Annotated in this window: 22 protein-coding genes; 4 read left to right on the top strand and 18 right to left on the bottom strand. The window is 68.9% G+C overall.

Annotated features, from left to right (window positions below; translation table 11 throughout):
• Positions 1-133 precede the first annotated feature (133 nt).
• Positions 134-1,378 (bottom strand): putative DNA modification/repair radical SAM protein, encoded by a 1,245-nt coding sequence (locus JOY29_RS11540; RefSeq protein ID WP_300973676.1) that lies wholly within the window; start codon positions 1,376-1,378, stop codon positions 134-136.
• Between the two features lie 87 nt (positions 1,379-1,465).
• A complete protein-coding gene (locus JOY29_RS11535; RefSeq protein ID WP_300973675.1) occupies positions 1,466-2,269 on the bottom strand; it encodes a DUF1206 domain-containing protein in 804 nt (267 codons plus the stop codon).
• Positions 2,270-2,386: 117 nt separating this feature from the next.
• Between JOY29_RS11535 and JOY29_RS11530 the strand changes: the two genes are divergently transcribed.
• On the top strand, positions 2,387-3,241 hold the full coding sequence (locus JOY29_RS11530; protein WP_300973674.1) for an MBL fold metallo-hydrolase: 855 nt from the start codon (positions 2,387-2,389) through the stop codon (positions 3,239-3,241).
• 9 nt (positions 3,242-3,250) lie between these two features.
• Here JOY29_RS11530 and JOY29_RS11525 read toward each other — a convergent pair whose 3' ends face one another.
• The 8 genes from JOY29_RS11525 to JOY29_RS11490 form a co-directional block, all read right to left on the bottom strand.
• Positions 3,251-3,658 (bottom strand): hypothetical protein, encoded by a 408-nt coding sequence (locus JOY29_RS11525; RefSeq protein WP_300973673.1) that lies wholly within the window; start codon positions 3,656-3,658, stop codon positions 3,251-3,253.
• 54 nt (positions 3,659-3,712) lie between these two features.
• A complete protein-coding gene (locus JOY29_RS11520) occupies positions 3,713-4,270 on the bottom strand; it encodes a demethoxyubiquinone hydroxylase family protein (RefSeq protein WP_300973672.1) in 558 nt (185 codons plus the stop codon).
• The gene (locus tag JOY29_RS11515; protein WP_300973671.1) at positions 4,249-4,749 is read right to left on the bottom strand and encodes a disulfide bond formation protein B; all 501 of its coding nucleotides are present in this window, start codon (positions 4,747-4,749) and stop codon (positions 4,249-4,251) included. The genes JOY29_RS11520 and JOY29_RS11515 overlap by 22 nt, the downstream gene beginning before the upstream one ends.
• The gene (locus JOY29_RS11510) at positions 4,749-6,071 is read right to left on the bottom strand and encodes a S41 family peptidase (RefSeq protein ID WP_300973670.1); all 1,323 of its coding nucleotides are present in this window, start codon (positions 6,069-6,071) and stop codon (positions 4,749-4,751) included. Before JOY29_RS11510 ends, JOY29_RS11515 begins: the two co-directional genes overlap by 1 nt.
• A 77-nt stretch (positions 6,072-6,148) precedes the next feature.
• Entirely contained in the window at positions 6,149-7,261 is a 1,113-nt protein-coding gene (locus tag JOY29_RS11505; protein ID WP_300973669.1) for a murein hydrolase activator EnvC, read from the bottom strand.
• A gap of 3 nt (positions 7,262-7,264) precedes the next feature.
• On the bottom strand, positions 7,265-7,687 hold the full coding sequence (locus tag JOY29_RS11500; RefSeq protein ID WP_300973668.1) for a 23S rRNA (pseudouridine(1915)-N(3))-methyltransferase RlmH: 423 nt from the start codon (positions 7,685-7,687) through the stop codon (positions 7,265-7,267).
• 107 nt (positions 7,688-7,794) lie between these two features.
• Complete coding sequence (gene rsfS / locus JOY29_RS11495) at positions 7,795-8,112, bottom strand: ribosome silencing factor (RefSeq protein ID WP_300975535.1); 318 nt, start codon at positions 8,110-8,112, stop codon at positions 7,795-7,797.
• A 52-nt stretch (positions 8,113-8,164) separates the two neighbouring features.
• Positions 8,165-8,824, bottom strand: a complete 660-nt coding sequence (locus JOY29_RS11490; protein WP_300973667.1) for a nicotinate-nucleotide adenylyltransferase — start codon at positions 8,822-8,824, stop codon at positions 8,165-8,167.
• A gap of 64 nt (positions 8,825-8,888) precedes the next feature.
• Here JOY29_RS11490 and JOY29_RS11485 point away from each other — a divergent pair, with 64 nt between their 5' ends.
• Complete coding sequence (locus JOY29_RS11485) at positions 8,889-9,857, top strand: DUF3667 domain-containing protein (protein WP_300973666.1); 969 nt, start codon at positions 8,889-8,891, stop codon at positions 9,855-9,857.
• 4 nt (positions 9,858-9,861) lie between these two features.
• Here the strand turns inward: JOY29_RS11485 and JOY29_RS11480 are convergent, their stop codons facing one another.
• The 3 genes from JOY29_RS11480 to ftsH form a co-directional block, all read right to left on the bottom strand.
• On the bottom strand, positions 9,862-10,245 hold the full coding sequence (locus JOY29_RS11480; RefSeq protein WP_300973665.1) for a hypothetical protein: 384 nt from the start codon (positions 10,243-10,245) through the stop codon (positions 9,862-9,864).
• A 28-nt stretch (positions 10,246-10,273) separates the two neighbouring features.
• A complete protein-coding gene (locus tag JOY29_RS11475; protein WP_300973664.1) occupies positions 10,274-10,651 on the bottom strand; it encodes a hypothetical protein in 378 nt (125 codons plus the stop codon).
• An 85-nt stretch (positions 10,652-10,736) separates the two neighbouring features.
• On the bottom strand, positions 10,737-12,686 hold the full coding sequence (ftsH, locus tag JOY29_RS11470) for an ATP-dependent zinc metalloprotease FtsH (RefSeq protein WP_300973663.1): 1,950 nt from the start codon (positions 12,684-12,686) through the stop codon (positions 10,737-10,739).
• Between the two features lie 220 nt (positions 12,687-12,906).
• On the opposite strand from ftsH, the gene JOY29_RS11465 reads away from it, so the two are divergent.
• Together JOY29_RS11465 and JOY29_RS11460 are read left to right on the top strand one after the other, a co-directional pair.
• Entirely contained in the window at positions 12,907-13,242 is a 336-nt protein-coding gene (locus JOY29_RS11465; RefSeq protein WP_300973662.1) for a UrcA family protein, read from the top strand.
• Between the two features lie 198 nt (positions 13,243-13,440).
• Positions 13,441-14,298, top strand: a complete 858-nt coding sequence (locus JOY29_RS11460) for a serine hydrolase (protein WP_300973661.1) — start codon at positions 13,441-13,443, stop codon at positions 14,296-14,298.
• Here the strand turns inward: JOY29_RS11460 and tilS are convergent.
• The 5 genes from tilS to JOY29_RS11435 form a co-directional block, all read right to left on the bottom strand.
• Positions 14,295-15,290: a tRNA lysidine(34) synthetase TilS gene (tilS, locus tag JOY29_RS11455; RefSeq protein WP_300973660.1), complete on the bottom strand. Its 996-nt coding sequence runs from the start codon at positions 15,288-15,290 to the stop codon at positions 14,295-14,297. The genes JOY29_RS11460 and tilS overlap by 4 nt on opposite strands.
• A 9-nt stretch (positions 15,291-15,299) precedes the next feature.
• Complete coding sequence (locus JOY29_RS11450; protein ID WP_300973659.1) at positions 15,300-16,181, bottom strand: tetratricopeptide repeat protein; 882 nt, start codon at positions 16,179-16,181, stop codon at positions 15,300-15,302.
• A 41-nt stretch (positions 16,182-16,222) separates the two neighbouring features.
• A complete protein-coding gene (locus tag JOY29_RS11445; RefSeq protein ID WP_300973658.1) occupies positions 16,223-17,020 on the bottom strand; it encodes a helix-turn-helix domain-containing protein in 798 nt (265 codons plus the stop codon).
• Positions 17,021-17,096: 76 nt separating this feature from the next.
• Positions 17,097-19,361, bottom strand: coding sequence for a phosphoenolpyruvate--protein phosphotransferase (gene ptsP / locus JOY29_RS11440; protein WP_300973657.1), 2,265 nt, complete (start codon positions 19,359-19,361; stop codon positions 17,097-17,099).
• Between the two features lie 347 nt (positions 19,362-19,708).
• Complete coding sequence (locus JOY29_RS11435) at positions 19,709-20,629, bottom strand: DnaJ domain-containing protein (protein ID WP_300973656.1); 921 nt, start codon at positions 20,627-20,629, stop codon at positions 19,709-19,711.
• Positions 20,630-20,690: the final 61 nt, after the last annotated feature.

The raw sequence follows: 20,690 nt of genomic DNA, 5'->3' as shown, positions 1-20,690 counted from the left end.
ATATCGTCCACTTCGTCCAGTTGTTCAGGAAACGTGGTCGAAGCAGCCCGAAGCAGCGCGGCGCGACAAGCGGGGAGCAGACATCGCGAGCATCGGGCCTTTATCGCCTATTTGGTGTAAAAATTACAAGCCGTCAGGCCGCGAACAGCTCGAGCTGGTTCTTCTCCGGCTTGATCCAGCGCTTGAGGTCGGCCTTGTCGGTCAGCAGGGTCGGCCGCCAGTCGCTGGTGACGATGAACGGCCGGATCTTGGCGACGCTGACCGTCAGCCGAGCGACGTCGTCGAGCGTGAAGGTGCGGAAGCGGCGCGACTTCAGGATGCGCTCGACTGCCTTGGTGCCGAGCCCCGGCACGCGCAGCAATTGCTCGCGGCTGGCGCGGTTCACGTCGACCGGAAAATGTTCGCGGAACTTGAGCGCCCAGGCGAGCTTCGGGTCGATGTCGAGCGGGAGCATGCCGTCGGGCTCGGCCGCGCTGACCACCTCCTCGGGCTTGAAGCCGTAGAAGCGCATCAGCCAGTCGGACTGGTAGAGCCGATGTTCGCGCATCAGCGGCGGACGCTGCAGCGGCAGCACCGCGCTGGCGTCGGGAATAGGCGAGAAGGCCGAATAATAGACCCGGCGAAGGCTGAACCGGTCGTAGAGCGTGCTCGCCTTGCGGACGATGTCGCCGTCGGTCGCGGCATCGGCCCCGACGATCATCTGGGTCGACTGGCCGGCCGGGGCGAAGCTCGGCGCCGAACGATACTTCTTCCTGGCGTCCTTCCCGTCCTCGATCGCCCCTTTCATGCCGAGCATCGCGCCTTCGATCTGGGGCTCGCTCTTCTCTGGCGCCAGGCGCTTCAGCCCGCTCGCGGTCGGAAGCTCGACGTTGATCGAGACGCGGTCGGCGTAGAGGCCGGCCAGCCGCACCAGTTCGGGATCGGCGTCGGGAATGGTCTTGAGGTGGATGTAGCCGCGGAAATCATGGTCCTCGCGCAGGCTCCGCGCCACCTCGACCAATTGCTCCATCGTATAGTTGGACGAAGCGATGATGCCCGAGGAGAGGAACAGCCCCTCGATATAGTTGCGCTTGTAGAAGGCGAGGGTGAGCTGGACGACTTCCTGCGCCGTGAAGCGCGCGCGCCGCACGTTCGAGCTCTTGCGGTTGATGCAATAATGGCAGTCGAAGATGCAGCTGTTGGTCAGCAGGATCTTGAGCAGGCTGATGCAGCGCCCGTCCGGGGCATAGGCGTGGCAAATGCCCATGCCTTCGGTCGAGCCGATGCCCTTGCCACCGACGCTGTTGCGCTTGGACGTGCCCGACGAGGCGCAGCTCGCGTCATATTTGGCCGCGTCCGCGAGGATCCCAAGCTTCTCGCGAGTGTCGAGCTGCGCCATGATGTTCGATATATGTTCACGGACAGGAGGAAGCAAGCTTCTCCGGTCTTTTCCGGCGCTTAGGTGCCGTTTGCCCAAGAGGCCGGATCAGACCGGCAGCTTGCTCCGCGCCTGCCGCGCCAGCCCCTCGACCGGAACGTCGTTAAGCACCCGGAACCGCGCCTCGATCAGGCTGTAGAGTCCGAACATGATGAAGCCGATCGCCACCACCGCATCCCACGGCGGGCTCAGCCAGGCGAGTGCCTCGGCCATTCCGCCGGCCTCGCTCGACTGCTCCTTGAAGCCGGCCGCGAACAGGAAGCCGCCGCTGATCAGGAACACCAGCCCGCGCGCGGCATAGCCACCCTGCCCGGTCCAGCGCGCCCAGGGCTGGCTGGCGATCCCCGGCTCCAGATGCTTAAGGAATTCCGCGTTCCAGGCCTTCTTGAACTGGATCAGCCCGACCGCGAGCAGGACCAGCCCCGCCACGGCGACCATCAGCTGACCGCCCGGAAGCTGGAGCGCGGTCTGTGCGCCTTCCTGCGTCCCGCCACTGCCACTGCCGCCGGTGCCGCGCAGCAGCCGCACCGCCTGCCAAGCGAGGAAGAGGTGGCTGATGCCGCTCGCCGCCGCGCCAATCCGCTCGCGCAGCCCCTTGGAGCCCTGCTCGTGCCGCTCGATGTTGAAGGCCGCATCCGACAGCCGCCACAGGCCATAACCGAGCAGACCGGCGACGATCAGATAGAGAAGGGTGCGTCCGCCGCCCTCGGCCACCACCGCCAGCGCGCCCGCCGGATCTTCCGTCCGGCCGGTGCGCAGGACCAGGAAGCCGATCACCAGGTAGAGCAGACCGCGCGCGGCAAAGCCGAGCCGCGTCAGGGTGGTGAGGGTGCCGCTGGGGTCGGTACGCATGAGCAAAGTTCCTCCTGTCGCCCGCAAACGGCTCGCACCCGCAAGCCGTTCCGTCCGCGCAACTTCCGGCCCCGCTTCGCGGCGGGGGACGTTGGCGGGCGGAAGGGGACCGAAGCCATGCGTATCCACCACCTCAATTGCGGAACCTGCTGCCCATGGGGTGGGCGCCTGTTCGATGGCACCAGCCGCGGGCTCGTCCATGGCCATGTCGTCTGCCACTGCCTGCTGATCGAAACCGACCAGCATGGGCTGGTGCTGGTCGACACCGGTTTCGGGCGCAAGGACGCGGCCCATCACGGCCGAATCGCCGGCTTCTTCCGCTTCCTCAACCAGCCCCAGTTCCGGGAGGAGGAGACCGCCGCGGCGCAGGTCAGGGCGCTCGGCCATGATCCCGCCGACGTCCGGCACATCCTCGTCACCCATCTGGACTTCGACCATGCCGGCGGGCTGGAGGACTTTCCGCAGGCGACCGTCCACCTGCTCGCACGCGAGAAGGAAGTGGCGGACGAGGGCCGCGGCGGCGCCTTCGTCGGCACCCGCCGCTATCGCCCTCAGCAATGGGACGAGGTGGAGAAGTGGGCGCTCTATCCGGCGGGGCGCGGCGAGCCGTGGATGGGCTTCGATGCCGTTCGCGACCTTGCCGGCCTGCCGCCCGAGATCTTGCTGGTGCCGCTCGCCGGGCACACCTGGGGCCATTCGGCGGTCGCGGTCGACACCGGCACCGGCTGGCTGCTCCACGCTGGGGACGCCTATTTCTTCCGCGGCGAAGTCGGCCGGCCGCGGCGCGAATGCCCGCCGGGCATGCGCTTCTACCAGTGGATGATGGAAGTGGACCGGGAAGCGCGCCTCGCCAATCAGGAGCGGCTGCGGCGCCTGTCGCTGGAGCAAAGCGGGATCCGCATCTTCTGCGCCCACGACGTGAGCGAGCTGCGGCAGTTCACGCGGGAACCGCCGCCGGCAAGCTTCAGCTAGTCGCGGTGATCACTCCGGCGCCGTGTCGGCCGTGTCCTGCTCGGTCCGTTCGGCGACGCCCTGCTGGATTTCCTTGAGCGCGCAGCCGTCCGTGCCCGCCGGGCCGACGCCGGAACAGCTGCCCGGACCCGTCTGGCCGACCGTCGCCAGCGCCTTGGAGCGGGCCGACCAGCTCTGGCTCAGCTGGGGCGGGCCGGTCGGGCGCAGCGCCTCTGGCAGGCGGAAGCGGTCCTTCTCGGGGCGCCGGGCGCAGACTACCACTTCATCGTCGGTGGCGCGCGGGCAGGGATCGTTGCCGAACACGATGATCTCGCGCGTGCGCAGCTGCGGCTGAGCCTGCTGGGCAGTCGCCGGAAGCGCGGCGGCGAAGCCGCTAGCTGCAAGGGCGCCGAGCGCAAGACTGAGTCGGGTCTTCATAATCTCGTCCTTTCAAGCGCTTCAGCGCACGGGAGCGGGGACACGTTCCTTGGGTCAGATCCGCTTGGAGGCGGCGATCGCCACCTTGCAGATGGAGCGAATGGCGAAGCTCAGCACCGGGTAACCGGCGGCCTCCAGCGCACCATGCTCGCGCGCCGTATCGCGATGCTCCAGTTCCTCGGCCTGGAACTGGCGGATGTCGGCGGCAAGCTCGGGGTCCCGGTCGCCGAGTTCCTCCAGCTGCTCGGCATAATGGCGGTCGATCTCGGTCTCGACCGCCTCGGTGCAGGCCATGGCGGCCTTCTCGCTGATCAGTGCGGTCATGGCGCCGAGCGCGAAGCCGCCGACATGCCACAAGGGCTGCAGCAGGGTCGGCCGCACCTGCCGTTCGGTCAGCAGCTGGTTGAAGCGGGCAAGGTGCCGTTCCTCCTGCGCCGCCATGTGGGTGACGAGATGCGCGGCGGGCGACGATCCGCGCAGCACCGCCAGTTGCCCGGCATAGATGCGGGTGGCGCCATATTCGCCGGCATGGTCGACGCGCAGCATCGAATGCATGTCGGGCGCGCGGTCGCCCGGCTTCCACGAAGGGGTCAGCGCTTGCGGCTCAGCCATAAGATCGCTCCGGCGGAAAAGAGGGAGATGACGGCGTTCCAGGCGGCCATGGACAGGCCAAGGAAGCTCCACTGGATCTGGTCGCAGCGGATCAGCGGAGTCGCCAGGATGTTCTTGAGCAGCTCGTCCGAGTTCGCGCCGCTGGCGACGGTCGAGCAGGTCGTCAGCCCTTCCCACCAGCCCTGTTCGACGCCGGCGTGGAAGACGCCGATGGCGCCGGATGCCGCGATGGCGAGAGCGGCGAGCAGCACCAAAGCGCGGGTCTGCCTCGGCAGGAGGAAGGACAGGCCGGCAAGCGCCACCGCCGCCATGTGCGGCCAGCGCTGCCAATAGCACATCTCGCACGGGTTGAGCCCGCCGATGTGCTGCGAGCCAAGGGCGCCGAGCAGAAGCCCGCCGGGCACCGCCAGCGCCAGCCATTGCGCCAGCCGCAGCGGCCCCGTCCGGTCCATCGTCAGCGCACCCGTCCGAGCGTCCATCAGCGCGCCTTGGGAAGCCCCGTCGGCCCCGCGGCGAGCCGCTTCAGCGACTTGACCGCATAGTCGAGCTGGAAGTCCTTGACCCCCTTCTTCTCGAGCTCGGCGGCGGTCAGGCTGAAGCGCGGATCGACCGTCTCGTCCTTCTCCAGCAGTTTGTCGTCGACCTTGTTCTGCGCGATCAGGTGGCGGCGGAGGTCCGCCTCGCGAACGGTCGGCCGGTCCTTGTAGTCGGGGTCCGACAGCTGCGGCACGATAATGTCGGGATCGATCCCGCCCGCCTGCACAGACTTGCCCGAGGGCGTGTAGTAGCGCGCCGTGGTCAGCCGCAGCGCGCTCTGCTGGTCGAGCTGGATGACGGTCTGGACCGAGCCCTTGCCGAAGCTGCGCTCGCCCATGACGATCGCCCGGCGATGGTCCTGCAGCGCGCCGGCGACGATCTCCGCCGCGCTTGCCGAACCGGCATCGACCAGCACCACGATCGGACGACCACCAGCCAGGTCGCCCGGCCGCGCATAGAAGCGCTCGATGTCGTCCTTGGCCCGGCCGCGCTCGCTGACGATCTCGCCGCGGTCGAGGAAGGCGTCGCTGACGGTCACCGCCTGATCGAGGAGGCCGCCCGGATTGCTGCGCAGGTCGACGACATAGCCGATCGGCTTGCCGCCGGCGGCCTTGTCCATTGCGGTCAGCGCGGCGGCGACCTGCTCGCCGACATTGGCCGAGAACTGATTGATGTTGAGGACCCCGACGCCCTCCTTGATCTCCCACTTGACCGGCCGAAGCTCGATCCGCTCGCGGCGCAGGGTCACGTCGAACGGCTTGTCGCGGCCCGGACGAACGATGGTCAGCTTGATGCTCGATCCCGGAGGGCCGCGCATCTTGTCGACCGACGCGTCGAGGTCGAGGCCATAGAGCAGCTCGCCGTCGAGGTGGGTGATGTAGTCGCCGGCCTTGATCCCGGCGCGGTCGGCCGGCGTGTCCTCGGTCGGGCTGATCACCTTGACCGTCCCGTCCTCCTGCGTGACCGACAGGCCGAGACCGCCGTAATTGCCGTCGGTGGTGGTCCGCAGCTGGTTGAAGTCCGAGGCTTCGAGGTAGGAGCTGTGCGGATCGAGGCTGGCGAGCATGCCGTCGATCGCGCCCTTGATCAGGGTGTGGTCGTCGACCTTGTCGACGTAATTGGCACGCACCCGCTCGAACACCCCCATGAAGGTTTCGAGCTCCTTGAAGGTGTCCGCGTCGGCGGCCGCCTGGGTTGCGGTGGCGACGGGGAGGAGGGCGAGTGCCCCGACGAGCGCGAGGGGAGGCAGGAGCTTGCGGATCATGAGTCTGACCTTAGCGATTTGAGCGCGGACTTAACAGCGCCGCTCATGAACGGGCGATGAGGATGGCTTGTCCATCCTCACGAACGAGAAAGCAGGGCCGCGGGCTCCGCCGTGCCGCCCTGGAACAATTCCGCGGTGATCGGCCCCAGTGCCCGGCCGATTGCCTGCCCGCGGGTCACCCGGTCCCCGACTCGGACGCTCGGCCGGACATCGGTCAGCAGGGTGCGCCAGCCGCCGCCGTGATCGACGATCACCACGCCTTCGCGGCGCCGGAAAGGACCGGCGAAGGCGATTTTTCCGTCTGCCGGCGCGACGACCTGGGTGCCGCGTGCCGAAGCGATGGTGAGGCCGCGGGTGCGGACCCCATTGCCCTGCAGTTCGCCGAGCCCCGCCGTCACCGGCCCGCTCACCGGAACGGTCCAGTCGATCGGGCGTCTCGCCGAATTGCCTTCGGGTGCCACCGGGCGCGGCTCGGCCGCCGGTAGTCTGGCCAGCGCCGCGGCAAGATTGCGCGCCGCGCGGCGCTGCTCCCCTTCGCTCGTCAGCCCCGCCAGCCGCTCGCCGCGGGCGAGCACCGCATCGCCTGCCGCAAGCGCCTCCGCACCGCGCTCGGCAGCCGCGGCGAGCGCTGCCTTCTCCCGCTCGGCGAAGCGCTGCCGTGCCGCGGCCGATGCCTGCCGGTCGCGGTCGAGCTGCTGGCGAAGCGCGCGTTGCCGACCGGCCACCGCTCCAGCCAGTTCGGCCTGCCGGCGCAGCGCCTCCGAGCGTCGCTCCACCTCGGGGCCGAGCGTCCGCACCAGCGCCGCCAGCCGCACCTGCTCTTCGGCCTGACCCGCGCCCGCCAGCACCAGCCACGCCGGGCGCCGTCCCGCTTCGGCGAGGCCCGCCAACAGCGCGGAGGCCGGCCGCCGCGCCTCGGCCAGCCGGGCGTCGAGCAGCTGCTTCTGCCGCTCCACCTGCACCAGTTCCGCCTCCGCGAGCGCGATTCGCGCGTCGATCGCCAGCACTTCCTGCGCCGCCGCCGCCGCATCCGCCGCCGCCCGTGCCGCCTCGCCCCGGGCCGCCGCCGCCGCGCGCTCGAGCCGCTGCTGCTCGGCCGCCGCAGCGTCCGCTTCCTGCCGTGCGAGTGCCACCGGATTGGCGGCCGAAAGGAGCATGGGGCTCAGTGCGAGGACGAGCAGGCGGCGCATGGCCTAGCCTTGCCGGTGATAGGGATGGCCGGCAAGCCAGCTCGTGGCGCGGTAGAGCTGCTCGGTCAGCATCGCCCGCGCCATCATGTGCGGCCAGGTCGCGGGGCCGAAGCTGAGCAGCAGGTCGGCCGAGGCGAGTTCCTCGTCCGAATGGCCGTCGGCGGCACCAATCAGGAAACGGCATTCGCGCATGCCGTCGTCGCGCCAGCGCTCCAGCCTTGCCGCAAGCTCGCTCGACGCCAGCGCCTTGCCGCGTTCGTCGAGGAGGACGGTGACGCATGGGCTCGCCGACGGCGGAAGCGCCCCGCCGCGGTCCGGAAGCTCGGTTAGCTTCGTCGGCCAAGTCAGCCTTTTCAGATAGCGATCAACCAGCTCAGCCTCGGGCGAACGCCCGATCTTGCCGCGTGCGATGATGTGGAGGAGCATCTAGGACGGGAAGCGCCCTTCGACTTCGCTCAGGGCGAACGAAGCAAGGATCGTTGGTCCTGAGCGGAGTGCAGAGCGCGACGTCGAAGCGCCTTTCGCGGCAAGTTTCACCCCGCCGCGACCGCCTTCTCGTCGCCGAACGCCCACATGCGCTCAAGATTGTAGAAGCTTCGCACTTCCGGGCGGAAGAGGTGGACGATGATGTCGTCGGCGTCGATCAACACCCAGTCGGCGGTGGGCAGGCCCTCGATCCGGCACAACTTGCCATATTCCTGTTTCAGCCGGTCGGCGAGCTTGGTCGCCATGCTCGCCACCTGCCGGGTCGAGCGGCCGCTGGCGATCACCATGTGGTCGGCGATGCTGGACTTGCCGGCGAGCGGGATGGAGACGATGTCGAGGGCCTGATCGTCGTCCAGGCTGCGCATCACCGCGGCGTGGAGGTCATCGACGCTGGCCGGCGTGCGAAGGCCGGCCTGTTCAGGGGTGTCGGACAAGGTCTCTCCTGTTGCTGTCATGGGTTAAAACGCGCGAACTCCGTTTCGGAGCCGAGCCGTAACGTTGATGCCAAAGAGGGTCGGCGGCGCGGAGCTGCGTGGCGGACGTTCGATCGGGCGGAAGCCGCAGATAGACGATCGCCGGGGCACTCCAACGCGTCCATTCCTTCTGCTGGCTGCCGGGCCGGACGAAGCGCCTGAGCCAGCTCGCGACGCGGGCCGTGCGAGCATCGTCATCATACCCCGGTCGCGACATGACGGCAATCGGCACGGTTGCGGCCAGTCGACGCCATGCCTTCCACTGATGGAATTGCGCCACAGTGTCCTCCCCCATCAGCCAGATGAAGCGGTGCCGGGGGTAGCGGCGGACGAGCGCGCGCATTGTGTCGGCGGTGTAGACGGTGCCGAGCCGCCGCTCGATGTCGCTGACCCTTATCCTCGTGCCCCGTGCCATCGCCCGGGCCGAGCCCAGCCGCGCCGCATAGGGTGCCATGCCGCCCTTCGGCTTCAGCGGATTGCCGGGGCTGACCAGCCACCACACCTCGTCCAGCCCGAGCGCGCGGATCGCCGCCAGGCTCATCGCACGGTGGGCGCGATGGGCCGGGTTGAAGCTTCCGCCGAGGAGGCCGATGCACCGGGTCATGCGCCGGGGGCTAGCAGCGCCGCGGCACCTCTGTCACTCTGCCGGCATCGACTGGGGGTTGATCATGAACGCGCTCGAGCCGGCACTTGCGGCCGACAAGCAGGGTCGATGCCTGAACTGCGCGACGCCGCTGACCGGCCCCTTCTGCGCGTCCTGCGGCCAGAAGGCGCGAATCCACCGCTCGCTCGCCGCCTTCTTCAGCGATCTCGTCGCCGGGCTGTTCAATTTCGAGAGCCGCTTCTGGCGCACCCAGCCGATGCTCTTCTGGTGCCCGGGCGATCTGACCCGGCGCTATGTCGAGGGCGAGCGCGCGCGCTTCATCTCGCCCATCGCGCTCTACCTGTTCAGCGTGTTCCTGATGTTCGCGGCGCTGGGTTTCACCGGCACCGGCATGGACGGCTTCAAGGTCAACGGGCTGGCCGAGATCGCCGAGGTGAGCCGCACCGAGCTTGCCGAACTCGACCGGCAGCGGGCCGAGGCGGTCCGCGCCAAGGCACCCACCGCCGAACTCGACCGGAAGATTGCCGCCAAGCGCGAGGAGATCCAGGGAATGGACAATGTCCTGAACGGGCGGTTCTCGACCCAGCTCGACAACGCGCCGAACGACGCGCCGCCATGGCTCGTCAACGGCCTCAAGAAGGTCGCACGCGATCCGCGCCAGTTCATGAACCATGTCCAGGAAGCGGCGTCCAAGTACAGCTGGGCGCTGATCCCGCTCTCGCTACCCTTCATGTTCCTGCTGTTCCCATTCCGCCGGCGCCATGTCTTCGATCATGCGGTGTTCGTGACCTATTCCCTGTCCTTCATGATGATCCTTATCCTGCTCGGCAGCCTGATGGTGGTGGTCGGGGCGAGCGCGTGGGTTCCGTGGCTGCTGCTGGTGCCTCCCGTCCACATGTATCGCCAGCTCAAGGGCGCCTACGGGCTGCGCCGGCGGAGCGCGGTGCCGCGGACGTTCCTCCTGCTGATCTTCTCGTTCGTCGCGCTGTCGCTGTTCGGCGCCGCGATCCTCGCCCTCGGCGTGCTCGAGTAGAGCGTCAGCGGCAGGGGAACTTCTTCACCAGCATGGCGCGCCAGCCGTCGGCGACGGTGGCATTCTTCGGCTGGGTCGCGGCGACGAGGCGGAGTTCCTTCAGCACCTCCTGCGCGCCCATCTTTACGCCCTTGCCCTCGGCCGGCGGGCAATAGGTCGGCTTGCGGCCCGCCTTCTCGGCCGCCATCCGCTCCTCGCGCACCTGCTTGCCGGCGCTCAACATCTCGGTCTGCAGGGCCTTGATCTCGCCGCGGTGGAACAGCGCCATCGGCCCCTTCTTTTCCAGCGCCGTGCCGCGGGCGACGAACTGGTGGAGGGTCATCGACGCAGCCATTGCTGGCGTCGCGACCACGGCGGTCAGGGCGAGTGCAAGCAAGCTCTTCTTCATGGACATGTTCCCCCCCGGGGTGAGCCGGTCAGCGCCGGCAAGGATATTTGCGCTGAAGCACCAGCAGCATGGCCGCGCGAAGGCTCATGCGCTGGCGGTCGGCCTGCGGGATCTTCCGAAGCGCCGCAATGAATTCCATGTTGCCGAGTTCGGCGCGCGGCTTGGGGCTGCAATAAAGGATCGGCCGGCCCTCGCGCTCGGCCGCCTCGCGTTCGAGCCTGATGCTGACGCCCGCCGCCTCGCCCTCACGGCTGAGACGCTTGTAGTCGCCGTCGAACAGGGCGAGCGGCCCCTTGCCGATCAGCCGGTCCGCGCGCTCGAGGAAGTTCTGCGCCGATCCTGCGGGCGCTGCAGCGGCCGGCATGGCGGCGGCGAGAAGGACAAGGGCGGCAAGCACGCATCGCATGCCGCATGTGTGGCGCATTCCGCCATGAAGGGGAAGTGAATGGAGCCAGCGTCGCCCCGGCCTGCGCCGGGGCGACGCCGATCTTCTACGCCCCAGCCGGCGCCGCGCCGCCAATGCCGGTGCCGCGCTTGGTCTTCGGAATGCCCACGCCCGCCGGGGGAACCACTGGCCGGGTGGTCGTGCCGCGGTCGATCGAGCCGCCGTCGAGCACCGTGCGGATTTCCTCGCCCGACAGCGTTTCGAATTCGAGCAGCGCCTTGGCCAGCGTGTGCAGCTGATCCTCGTTGGTCGTCAGCAGCTCTCGCGCCCGGGCATAGCCGCCGTCGACCAGCTCGCGAATCTCCTTGTCGATCGCCTTGGCGGTCTCGTCGCTCATCTGGCGCTGGCGGTTCATGGAATAGCCCAGGAACACTTCCTCGTCGGCTTCGGCATATTGCAGCGGCCCGAGCTTGTCCGACATGCCCCACTTGGTGACCATGTCGCGGGCCAGCGTGGTCACATACTGGATGTCGCTCGATGCGCCGGAGCTGACCTTGTCGTAGCCGAAGATGATCTCCTCGGCGACTCGGCCGCCCATCGCCACCGCGAGGTTGGCGTGCATCTTGTCGCGGTGATAGCTGTAATTGTCCCGCTCCGGCAGGCGCATGACCATGCCGAGGGCACGGCCGCGCGGGATGATGGTCGCCTTGTGGATCGGGTCCGACGCCGGCTCGTGAAGCGCGACGATGGCGTGCCCGGCCTCGTGATAGGCGGTCATGCGCTTCTCGTCCTCGGTCATCACCATGGAGCGCCGCTCGGTGCCCATCAGCACCTTGTCCTTGGCCTCCTCGAACTCCTGCATTGCGACCAGCCGCTTGCCCTTGCGGGCCGCCAGCAGCGCCGCCTCGTTGACGAGGTTGGCAAGGTCGGCACCCGAGAAGCCCGGAGTGCCGCGCGCGATGGTCCGCGCGTCGACGTCGGGGGCCAGCGGCACCTTCTTCATGTGCACGCCGAGGATCTGCTCGCGGCCCTCGATGTCGGGGCGCGGCACGACCACCTGGCGGTCGAACCGGCCAGGGCGCAGCAGCGCCGGGTCGAGCACGTCCGGACGGTTGGTCGCGGCGATGATGATGATGCCTTCGTTGGCCTCGAAGCCGTCCATCTCGACCAGCAGCTGGTTGAGCGTCTGCTCGCGCTCGTCATTGCCGTTGCCGAGGCCGGCACCGCGATGGCGGCCGACGGCGTCGATCTCGTCGATGAAGACGATGCACGGCGCCGACTTCTTGGCCTGCTCGAACATGTCGCGGACGCGGCTTGCGCCGACGCCGACGAACATCTCGACAAAGTCCGAACCGGAGATGGTGAAGAAGGGCACGCCCGCCTCACCCGCGATGGCGCGGGCGAGCAGGGTCTTGCCGGTGCCGGGCGAGCCGACCAGCAACGCGCCCTTGGGGATCTTGCCGCCGAGGCGGGCGAAGCGGCCCGGATCCTTCAGGAACTCGACGATTTCCTGAAGCTCCTCGCGCGCCTCGTCGATTCCGGCGACGTCGGCGAAGGTGACGCGGCCTTCCTTGGGCGTCAGGATCTTGGCCCGGCTCTTGCCGAAGCCCATGGCGCCCGACCCGGCATTCTTCTGCATCTGCCGCATGATGAAGAAGCTGATGCCGAGGATGAGGATGAACGGAAGCGACTGGACGAGGATGATCCACCAGATGCTCGACTGCTCGGCTTCCTTGACCTGCACCTGCACGCCGGCGTTGAGCAGCCGCTCGGTCACCTGCGCGTCGGCGGGGGCGGTGGTGCGGAAGCTGTCGCCGTTGGCGAGCTTGCCGCTGATCACCTGGTTGCCCGTCTGCGTGGCGGAACTGGTCACCTGCCGGACATTGCCTTCGTTCACCTGCCGGACGAAATCCGAATAAGCGATCGGGTTGCCTGCCTGCGCCCTGCTTCCGCCGTCGAGCATCTGCGCGAACAGCACGAGGGCGAACAGGACGCCTGCCCAGATCAGCAGGCTCTTGGTCCAGGGACCACTCGGCTTCTTGTTCTTCTCGTCCATCGGTTTCCGTCTTCGTCGAAAGGGCCGGTGGCAATGTAGGCAGTGCTGTCCCCAAGAACAATGTAGGCCTTCCGGAACGTTTCCAAGCTGAAGCATGACCATCACCGAACTGGCACCGTCCTGCCGCCGGCCCATCACTCGGCCGCCGTCATGTTGCAATGCAGCAAAGGCAGAGGGCCCTCGTCGGCGACAAACGCCGGCGCTTCAGGGGAATGAAACGATGATCAAGACCGCCACGGCCCTGCTTGGGGCCGCCCTTCTGCTTGCCGCTCAGCCGGCGGGTGCGCAGGAAGCCGGGTCCGACCTCGTGGTTTCCACGCGCATCGTCACCAGCAGAGACCTCGACCTTCGCTCGGCCAGCGGCCGCATGGCGCTCGACCGCCGCATCGCCACCGCGGCGCGGGCCGTTTGCCGGGAGGAAGGGCTGTTCAACATCCGCATCGCCAATGGAGAATGCCTGAGGACCGCGCTGTCCTCGGCCAATCGCCAGCGTGACCGCATATTTGCTGCCCGCGGCATCCTTGGCGAATATCGTTCGGCCGAAGTCGCCCGGTGACCGGCCTTTGGAGGCGGGCCGCGGCCCGCCTCCACCATCGTCGCTGGATTCCACTCGCCGCAATGAGCCCACGGCTCGCCGCAGCTTGCAGCCAAGTGCTTGTCCCGGAACGAAACTGCGCTCTACCGTTAAGGAACTGTTGGGTTTGATGCCGCGATAGCAGGTCATCGGCACTTCCGTTTAAGCGATGGAGTCTGGATGCGCGTTCTCGCCTTTGTCGCCTGGTTTCTGGCCCTGGGATCGGCCCAGCCGGCGCTGGCGGCCGGAAGTCCGCACCTCCAGTCGCTCGAACAGCAGCTTGCCTCCCTGCTCGCCGGCCGGTCCGGCGATGTCGGCGTCGCCGCCCTCGACCTCGCCACCGGGGAGACGGTCGCGATCAACGGCGACAAGGCCTATCCGATGGCCTCCACCATGAAGGTGGCGGTCGCCGCCGCCTATCTCGACCAGGTCGAAGCCGGACGTCGCACGCTCAACGACCGCATCGGCGGGCAGACGGCGCGGGCGCTGATCGAGGCGATGATGATCCGCTCGAGCAATCCGGCGACCGACCTGCTCATCGCCAATCTCGGCGGCGCCCGCGCCATCCAGCAGTGGCTCGAGCACAATCAGATTCGCGGCGTCCGCGTCGACCGCAACATCGCCCGCCTGCTCGCCGACAAGCGCGACCTGTGGGACCTGCGCGATAGCGCGACCCCGGTGGCAATGGTGCAGATGCTTCGCTCGCTGGAGCGCGGCAACATCCTGACGCCCGCCAACCGCAATTACCTGCTGGACGTGATGGCCCGCTGCGCCACCGGCAAGAACCGCATGCGCGGCATGCTGACCGGCGTGCCGATCGCCCACAAGACGGGCACGCTCAACAATTACAGCAGCGACGTCGGCTTCATCACCCTGCCCGACGGCCGCCGTATCGCGGTCGCCTTCTTCGCCCGCGGCGGTTCCGACCGGCCGGCGACCATCGCCCAGGCCGCTCGGACCATCTACGACGGCTTCAGCGGATGGGTGCGGAGCATCGCCTTTTCCGACAGCATGGCCCGGGCGCTGAACGCGAACTAGACCTTGCGGCGCGGCGGGGCCGGTTCGATCCGCCAGTTTCCCAGCTTTCGCGACACGAGCGCCGAGCCGATGGTGATCGTCCGCCCGGCGTCGAGCGCGGCCAGCACCCGGTCGAGTTCCGGCCCGCTCGGCCTCGTCTCGCACAGCTCCAGCGCCTTGAGCAGGAGCCTCCGTCGCAGCTCGCGGGGCAGGACATAGACATCGCTGATGGAGACACCCGTTGGGTCGGGCCGCAGATGCTCGGCAGCCAAAGCGTGAAGCTGGGTGTCGAGCGCCTCGTCGGCGTCGGCGAGCGCCCGCGCCGAGCGCGCCAGCCGTTCCGGGTCGAGCCAGGGGTTGGCGGTCAGCAAGACCCGGATCCGGGTGCGGTCGTGGCGATCATCGCGATTGGCGGGGTCGTCGACCGCCGACCACCCCCTCGCCTCGACCAGCGCGCCGAGATCCGCCTTGCGCAAGGCCAGCAGGGGCCGCACCAGGCGGACGGCGCCGCTTAAGGGCCGCTCCTCGCGGATGCCGCCTAGACCGCCGACCCCGCTTCCCCGCACCAGCCGCATCAGCAAGGTTTCCGCCTGGTCATCGGCATGGTGCGCGGTGGCGACCGCCGCCAAGCCGTGCCTCTCCGCCCATCCCCCAAGCGCCGCATAGCGCGCTTCCCGCGCCTGCGCCTGGAGGCTCGCGCCCGCTCCGACCGTGACCGTCAGCACGTCATGCGGCACGCCGAGCTCGTCGCAGCAGCTCGCGACCATCGCCGCTTCGGCGGCGCTTTCCGCCCGCAAGCCATGGTCGACCGTCGCTGCCCTGACCGCTCCCGGACGCGCGGCGGCGGCCAGGAGCAACAGCGCCAGGCTGTCGGGGCCCCCCGACACGGCAAGCCCGATCCAACCGTGCGGAACGAGGCGGTCGAGGGTGGCCGCTACCGTCGTCCCGGCGCCGGCCGGGACCTCAGGAGGCGTGCGCGAAATCGCCCGGAGCCCCCGCCTGCGCAGGGGCAATGATGGTCGTCAGCACTTCGCCGCCGCCTTGGCGGGCGGAAGCAGGCGCTGGAGCTCGGCACGGAGCGAGGAGCCATAGACGTCCTCCAGCTCCGCATAGGCCTTGCACGCCTGCTGCGGCTGCTTGAGGGCGACCAGCGACTGGCCGAGATAGAAGAGGCTGTCGGCAGCCCGCTCGCCGCGCGGATTGCCGCGATAGTTGGCGAGGAGGGCCTCGGCCGCGGCGCGCGGCTGGCCGCTGTCGAGCAGGGCACGGCCGGCGAGATTGTTGGCCCAGCTCACCCGGCGATGCCCCGGGAAGCTCGACGCCATGGCGCGCAGCGCGGCAACCGCCTGCGGATAGCGCTTCTGGACCCACAGCTGGTAGCCGACATCATAGGCCGCCTCGCCATCGGCGGTGACGTCGCCGGTTCGGGCGATACGAGGCGGGGTGGCTTCGGTGACACGCGTCGGCGGTGTGGTAACGGGCGGCGCACCGGTGTCGGCCGGAGCCGCCTCGGCCGTCGTCGGCGCACCTTCTGGCGGAGCCGCCGTCTCGATCCGCCGCAGACGCGCATCGACGTCGGTCCGCATCCGCGCCAGCTCAGTCTCGAGCGTGGCGACCCGGTTGCCATTCTCCTCGGCCAGGCGGGTCATTTCCGCAAGCTGCCGCTCGAGCGCGTCGATGCGGTTGGAAAGGGCGACCACCACCACCTGGCTGGCGGCCGGGCTGTCGTCGACCCCGGCGGTGTCGGCCGGCTGACCCTTGGGGAAGACCTGCCGCTGGATCTGGCGGGTCTGCCGCTCCAGCCGGTCGATCCTCTGTTCGGGCGTCGGCTGGCGCTGGGCCGCGGCGGTGGATGGAAGGGCGAGAGCAAGGGCGGCGAGGCCCGTCATCAGGAAGCGCTTCATGACGTCATCCCGTGATGGGGTGGAGCTTGCCCGTCAATGAACTAGCGCGCCGGAGCGGCCGTCGGTGCGGCCGGCGTTGCCGACGGGCCACGCAGCAGGTCCTCCGCCTTCAGCGAAACGTTGCTGACGGTCGTGTCCGGCTGTCCGACGGGCGGCGCGTCGGCGGTGCCGACCGCGATGCGGATCGACTGCGGCCTCCCGGTCCGAAGAACGGGTGCCGTCGCCGCCGCCGGCACCTCATAGCTCTGCCCGGCGGCAAGCTCGGCCTGGAACAGGGTCCGCCCGCCACGCTCGCTGACCTGGATCCAGGCCGGCTCGTTGGCGGTGATCACCACCGGTCCGGTCGGGGAGGCAGCGGGCTGCACCGCCGGCGAGGCGGCAGGCCCCGGCGTCGCCGCCACGGACGCTTCCTCGGTCGCAACCGCGCTGTCCGGCGCGTCCAGCGCCCGATTGCGGTTCCAGAGGAAGGCGGCGGCGACCGCCACCAGCGCAAGCAGCGCGATCAGTACCAGCCACTTGGGCATGACCCGCGCCGGATCGGCCGGCTCGAACACCTGCGCCTCGGGCCGGGCCGCTAGCGCGCCGTGACCCAGCTCGGCCCGCAGCGCCTCGCCGATCTCGTTGCGGTCGAGCCCGACCACCGAGGCATAGCTCTTGGCGAAACCGATGGTGTAGGTCGGAGCGGGAAGCCGGCTCCATTCGGATTTCTCCAGGCTTTCCAGATGCCGCGTCGGGATACGGGTCCGCGCCGCCACGTCCTCGAGCGTGATGCCCTGCGCCTCGCGCGCAGCCTTCAGCTGTTCACCGGCCGTCGTCGAACCGCTTGTACCTTCGTCCATGCGTACTTGCCGCCTCTTCCCCGGACCATTTGCGCCACCTTGTTAAGGGGCTTGGTCGCCGCGTCAACTTGGGCCCTCAGTCGATCGCGACCGAGTGCCGCCTCGCCCAGTCGGTCAGTGTCTTGCGCATGTTCGCCGGGGGCCGCGCCAGCAGGGTGTCCAGCTTGGCCTGGAGCGCGCCTGCATCGAGCGAGCGGATCATTGCCTTGACCGGTCCGACCGCCGCCGGGGTGATCGAGAAATTGGTGATTCCGAGGCCGATCAGCGCCATCGCCTCCAGCGGCCGGCCGCCCATCTCGCCGCACAGCCGAACCGTCACACCCGCCGCATTCGCTTGCTTCGACACCCGCCGAAGGAAGCGCAGGATCGCCGGACTGAGCCAGTCGTAGCGCAGCGCCAGCCTGGGATCGGCGCGGTCGGCGGCGAACAGGAACTGGGTCAGGTCGTTGGTGCCGATCGAGAGGAAATCGATGCGCGGCAGCAGGAGGTCGAGCATCTCGGCGAGGCTCGGCACCTCCAGCATGGCGCCATATTCGATCTTCGCCGGACCGTTCTTGCGCGCCTTGACCCAGTCGACCTGCGCCTCGAACAGGGCGCGGGCCTCCTCATATTCCCACGGCTCGGAGATCATCGGGAACATCACCCGGAGCGTCCGTCCCTCGGCCGCCTCGATCAGTGCCCGCGCCTGCGCCTTCATCAGCGTCGACCGGTCGAGGCTGAGGCGGAGCGCGCGCCAGCCCATCGCCGGGTTCTCAGCCTCGTCGCTGACGTCGGTCAGGTAGGGCAGCGCCTTGTCGCCGCCGATGTCTACGGTGCGGAAGACGACCGGCTTGTCGCCTGCCGCGTCCAGCACCTGCCGATAGAGCCGGTACTGGGCGTCGCGGCCGGGCAGTGCGGCGGAGACGAGGAACTGGAATTCGGTCCGGAACAGGCCGATTCCATCCGCCCCGACCGCTTCCAGCGCGGAAGAATCCTCGGCGAGCCCGGCGTTGACCATCAGGGTCGCGCGCAGCCCGTCCTTCGTGATCGGCGGCAACGAGCGGATGGCGGTGAATTCGGCGCGCCGCTTCTGGCCCATCGCCATGCGCGCTTCGAACGAAGTCGTCACCGAGCGCGTCGGCCGCACCACCAGGCTGCCCTGGTTGCCGTCGACCAGCAGGGTGTCACCCTCGGCCGCGATATGGCCGATGTCCTTGACGCGCCCGATCACCGGCACGCCCATCGCGCGCGCCACGATGGTCACGTGCGCGGTCAGCGAGCCTTCCTCCAGCACCACCGCCTTCAGCCGCCGCCGGTCATATTCGAGCAGTTCCGCCGGGCCGAGGTTGCGCGCGATCAGCACGGCGTCGCCGCTCAGCCCCGTCTGCGCCGCGGTCCCCATCCGCCCGCTGACGATGCGGAGCAGCCGGTTGGACAGGTCCTCAAGGTCGTGCATCCGCTCCTTCAGCAGCGGATCGTCGATCTCCAGCATGCGCGCCCGGGTGCGCTGCTGCACCCGTTCGATCGCCGCTTCGGCGGTCAGTCCGCTGTCGATGGCGAGGTTGATGCGCCGCACCCAGCCCTCGTCATAGGCGAACATCTTGTAGGTCTCGAGAATCTCCTGATGCTCGCCGGCCGTGCCGAATTCCGCCTCGCGGGTCATCTGCTCGATCTGGCTGCGCATCTTGGAGAAGGCCGAGATGACGCGGCTTCGTTCGAGTTCGGGGTCGTCGGACACCGTATGCTCGACCACCACTCGCGGCTGGTGGAAGACCGCCGTCCCGCGCGCCATGCCCGCCACCAGCTTGAGCCCGGCGAGACGGACCATGCCGTCGCGCGTGCCGCCCCGCCGATCCGACCCGTCGACCAGGCGGGCGCCGGCGATCAGCTCGGACAGCACCATCGCAACCGTCTGCAGCGCCTCGATCTCGACGTCGGCATAGGCACGCGGATCGGCATGCTGCACCGCGAGCACGCCGATTCCGCGCTCGCGGAAGATGATCGGCACGCCGGCGAAGCTGTGGAAGCGGTCCTCGCCCGTTTCCGGCCGATAGGCGAAGGCGGGATGATTGCTCGCCTCGGCAAGGTTGAGGATGCGCTCTTCCGCGGCGATCGTCCCGACCAGGCCCTGGCCGGGCGCAAGCCGGGTCACGTGCACGGCTTCCTTGTTGAGGCCGTGGGTCGCGAACAGCTCCAGCACGCCGTCGCGCAGCAGGTAGATCGAACAGACTTCGCTCTGCATCGCCTCGGCGATGAGATCGACCGTCATGTCGAGCTTGGCCTGGGCCGATCCGCGCCGGGCCATAAGGCCGTGCAGACCGGTCAGTATCTCGCGGGCAGCGGTGGCGGCGGTCAGCGGCATGGACGCAGCGCTATCAGGAAGGGCCGCCAAGTCCAAGGGAGCGCTCGGGACTCGGCCGAGCGTCGACAGCGCCATGCACAGCGCGCTTAGAAACGCCGCAACGGCGGTCGTCATCGCCCGCGCGAGTAAAGGATCTGGATGCGGCTGAACGCCGTGACCAGCCGGTTGGGGCGTTGGTGAGCGAAATGCGCAGACGCGCTCACCCGCCGCATCCGCCCCGCTCCACCGGAGCTACGAGGTTTCCGAGGCGGTAAGCAGCGACGATGATCGACGAGTCCAGAAAGGACACAGGGTGGCTCATGCGGACGGGCAAGCCCGCGTCGCGGCAGTGCCGCGATGTTCGCCGTTCAGCGGCGCATGATCTCCGCCACTTCCTGATTCCGTCTCAGATAGGCGTCACGGCGGCAGAGGTCGTCGCTGCAGGCAGCGAGCCGGCCGGCAAATTGTTCGCGGGTGGTGGAGAGCCGCGTCCGTCGTGCTTCGTCGGCATGGCGGAGGCTTTGGTCAGTTAGCAGATCGAGGTGCCGCTCCAGACCGACGAGATCGATCCGCGGCTGATCCCTGGCAACGGCCCTGGACAGGGGAGCATTCGATTGCGCGGCCACAGGAGCGCGCGTCGAAAGCGGCGGCGGCGACCGCACGGGCCGCTTCTCGACGAGCACCGGCGGAGCGGGCCTGACCGGCATCTCGGCGTCGCGCACCACCGGCAACGGGGAAAGGGCCACCTCCGCCTTCCGCGGCTCGGCAGCCGGCTTGATCGCGACTGGCGGCAGGGCTGCACCAGCGACCGGCTGCTCTTCCACCGCCGATGGAGGAGGACGCGAGGCCGGCTCGCGCGCTCCCCCCAATGCCGGCTCGGCCTGCGTCGACCGTGCTGCCACCTGCCTGCCGTCACCGCCGATCGGACGCTGCAGCGCCCAGTAGGCAAGGCCCGCGGTCGATGCGGCCAGCAGCAGGAAGAAGTTGCGCGCCACATGGCCGCCGCGCACCCGCCGTCGTGCCGCCGACGATGCCATCGCGCCCGCCGTCATTCCCCCGCCGCCGAGCGCCGGCTGGCGCACCGCACGCCGACCCGCATCATAAGCGGCCCGCCGGGTGGGATCGCGCAATATTTCGTAGGCGGCGATGATCTCCTGCGCCCTCGCCTGCCCCGAGCCGCCCCCGCCGGTGTCGGGATGGTAGCGGCGCATCATCGCGAGATAGGCCGTGCGAATTGTCGCCTCGTCGGCCTCGGGATCGACTCCCAGCGTGCGATAATGGTTGGGCATGCGCGCGTGCCGGTGTCCGTCTGATCCCGCCGTGCGAGGCTTTCCACAGCCCCGCCCGCCG

The organism is Sphingomonas sp. LHG3406-1, assembly GCF_029637485.1.
Taxonomy (GTDB): Bacteria; Pseudomonadota; Alphaproteobacteria; order Sphingomonadales; family Sphingomonadaceae; genus Sphingomicrobium.
This window is presented reverse-complemented; position numbering and strand designations above follow the sequence as displayed.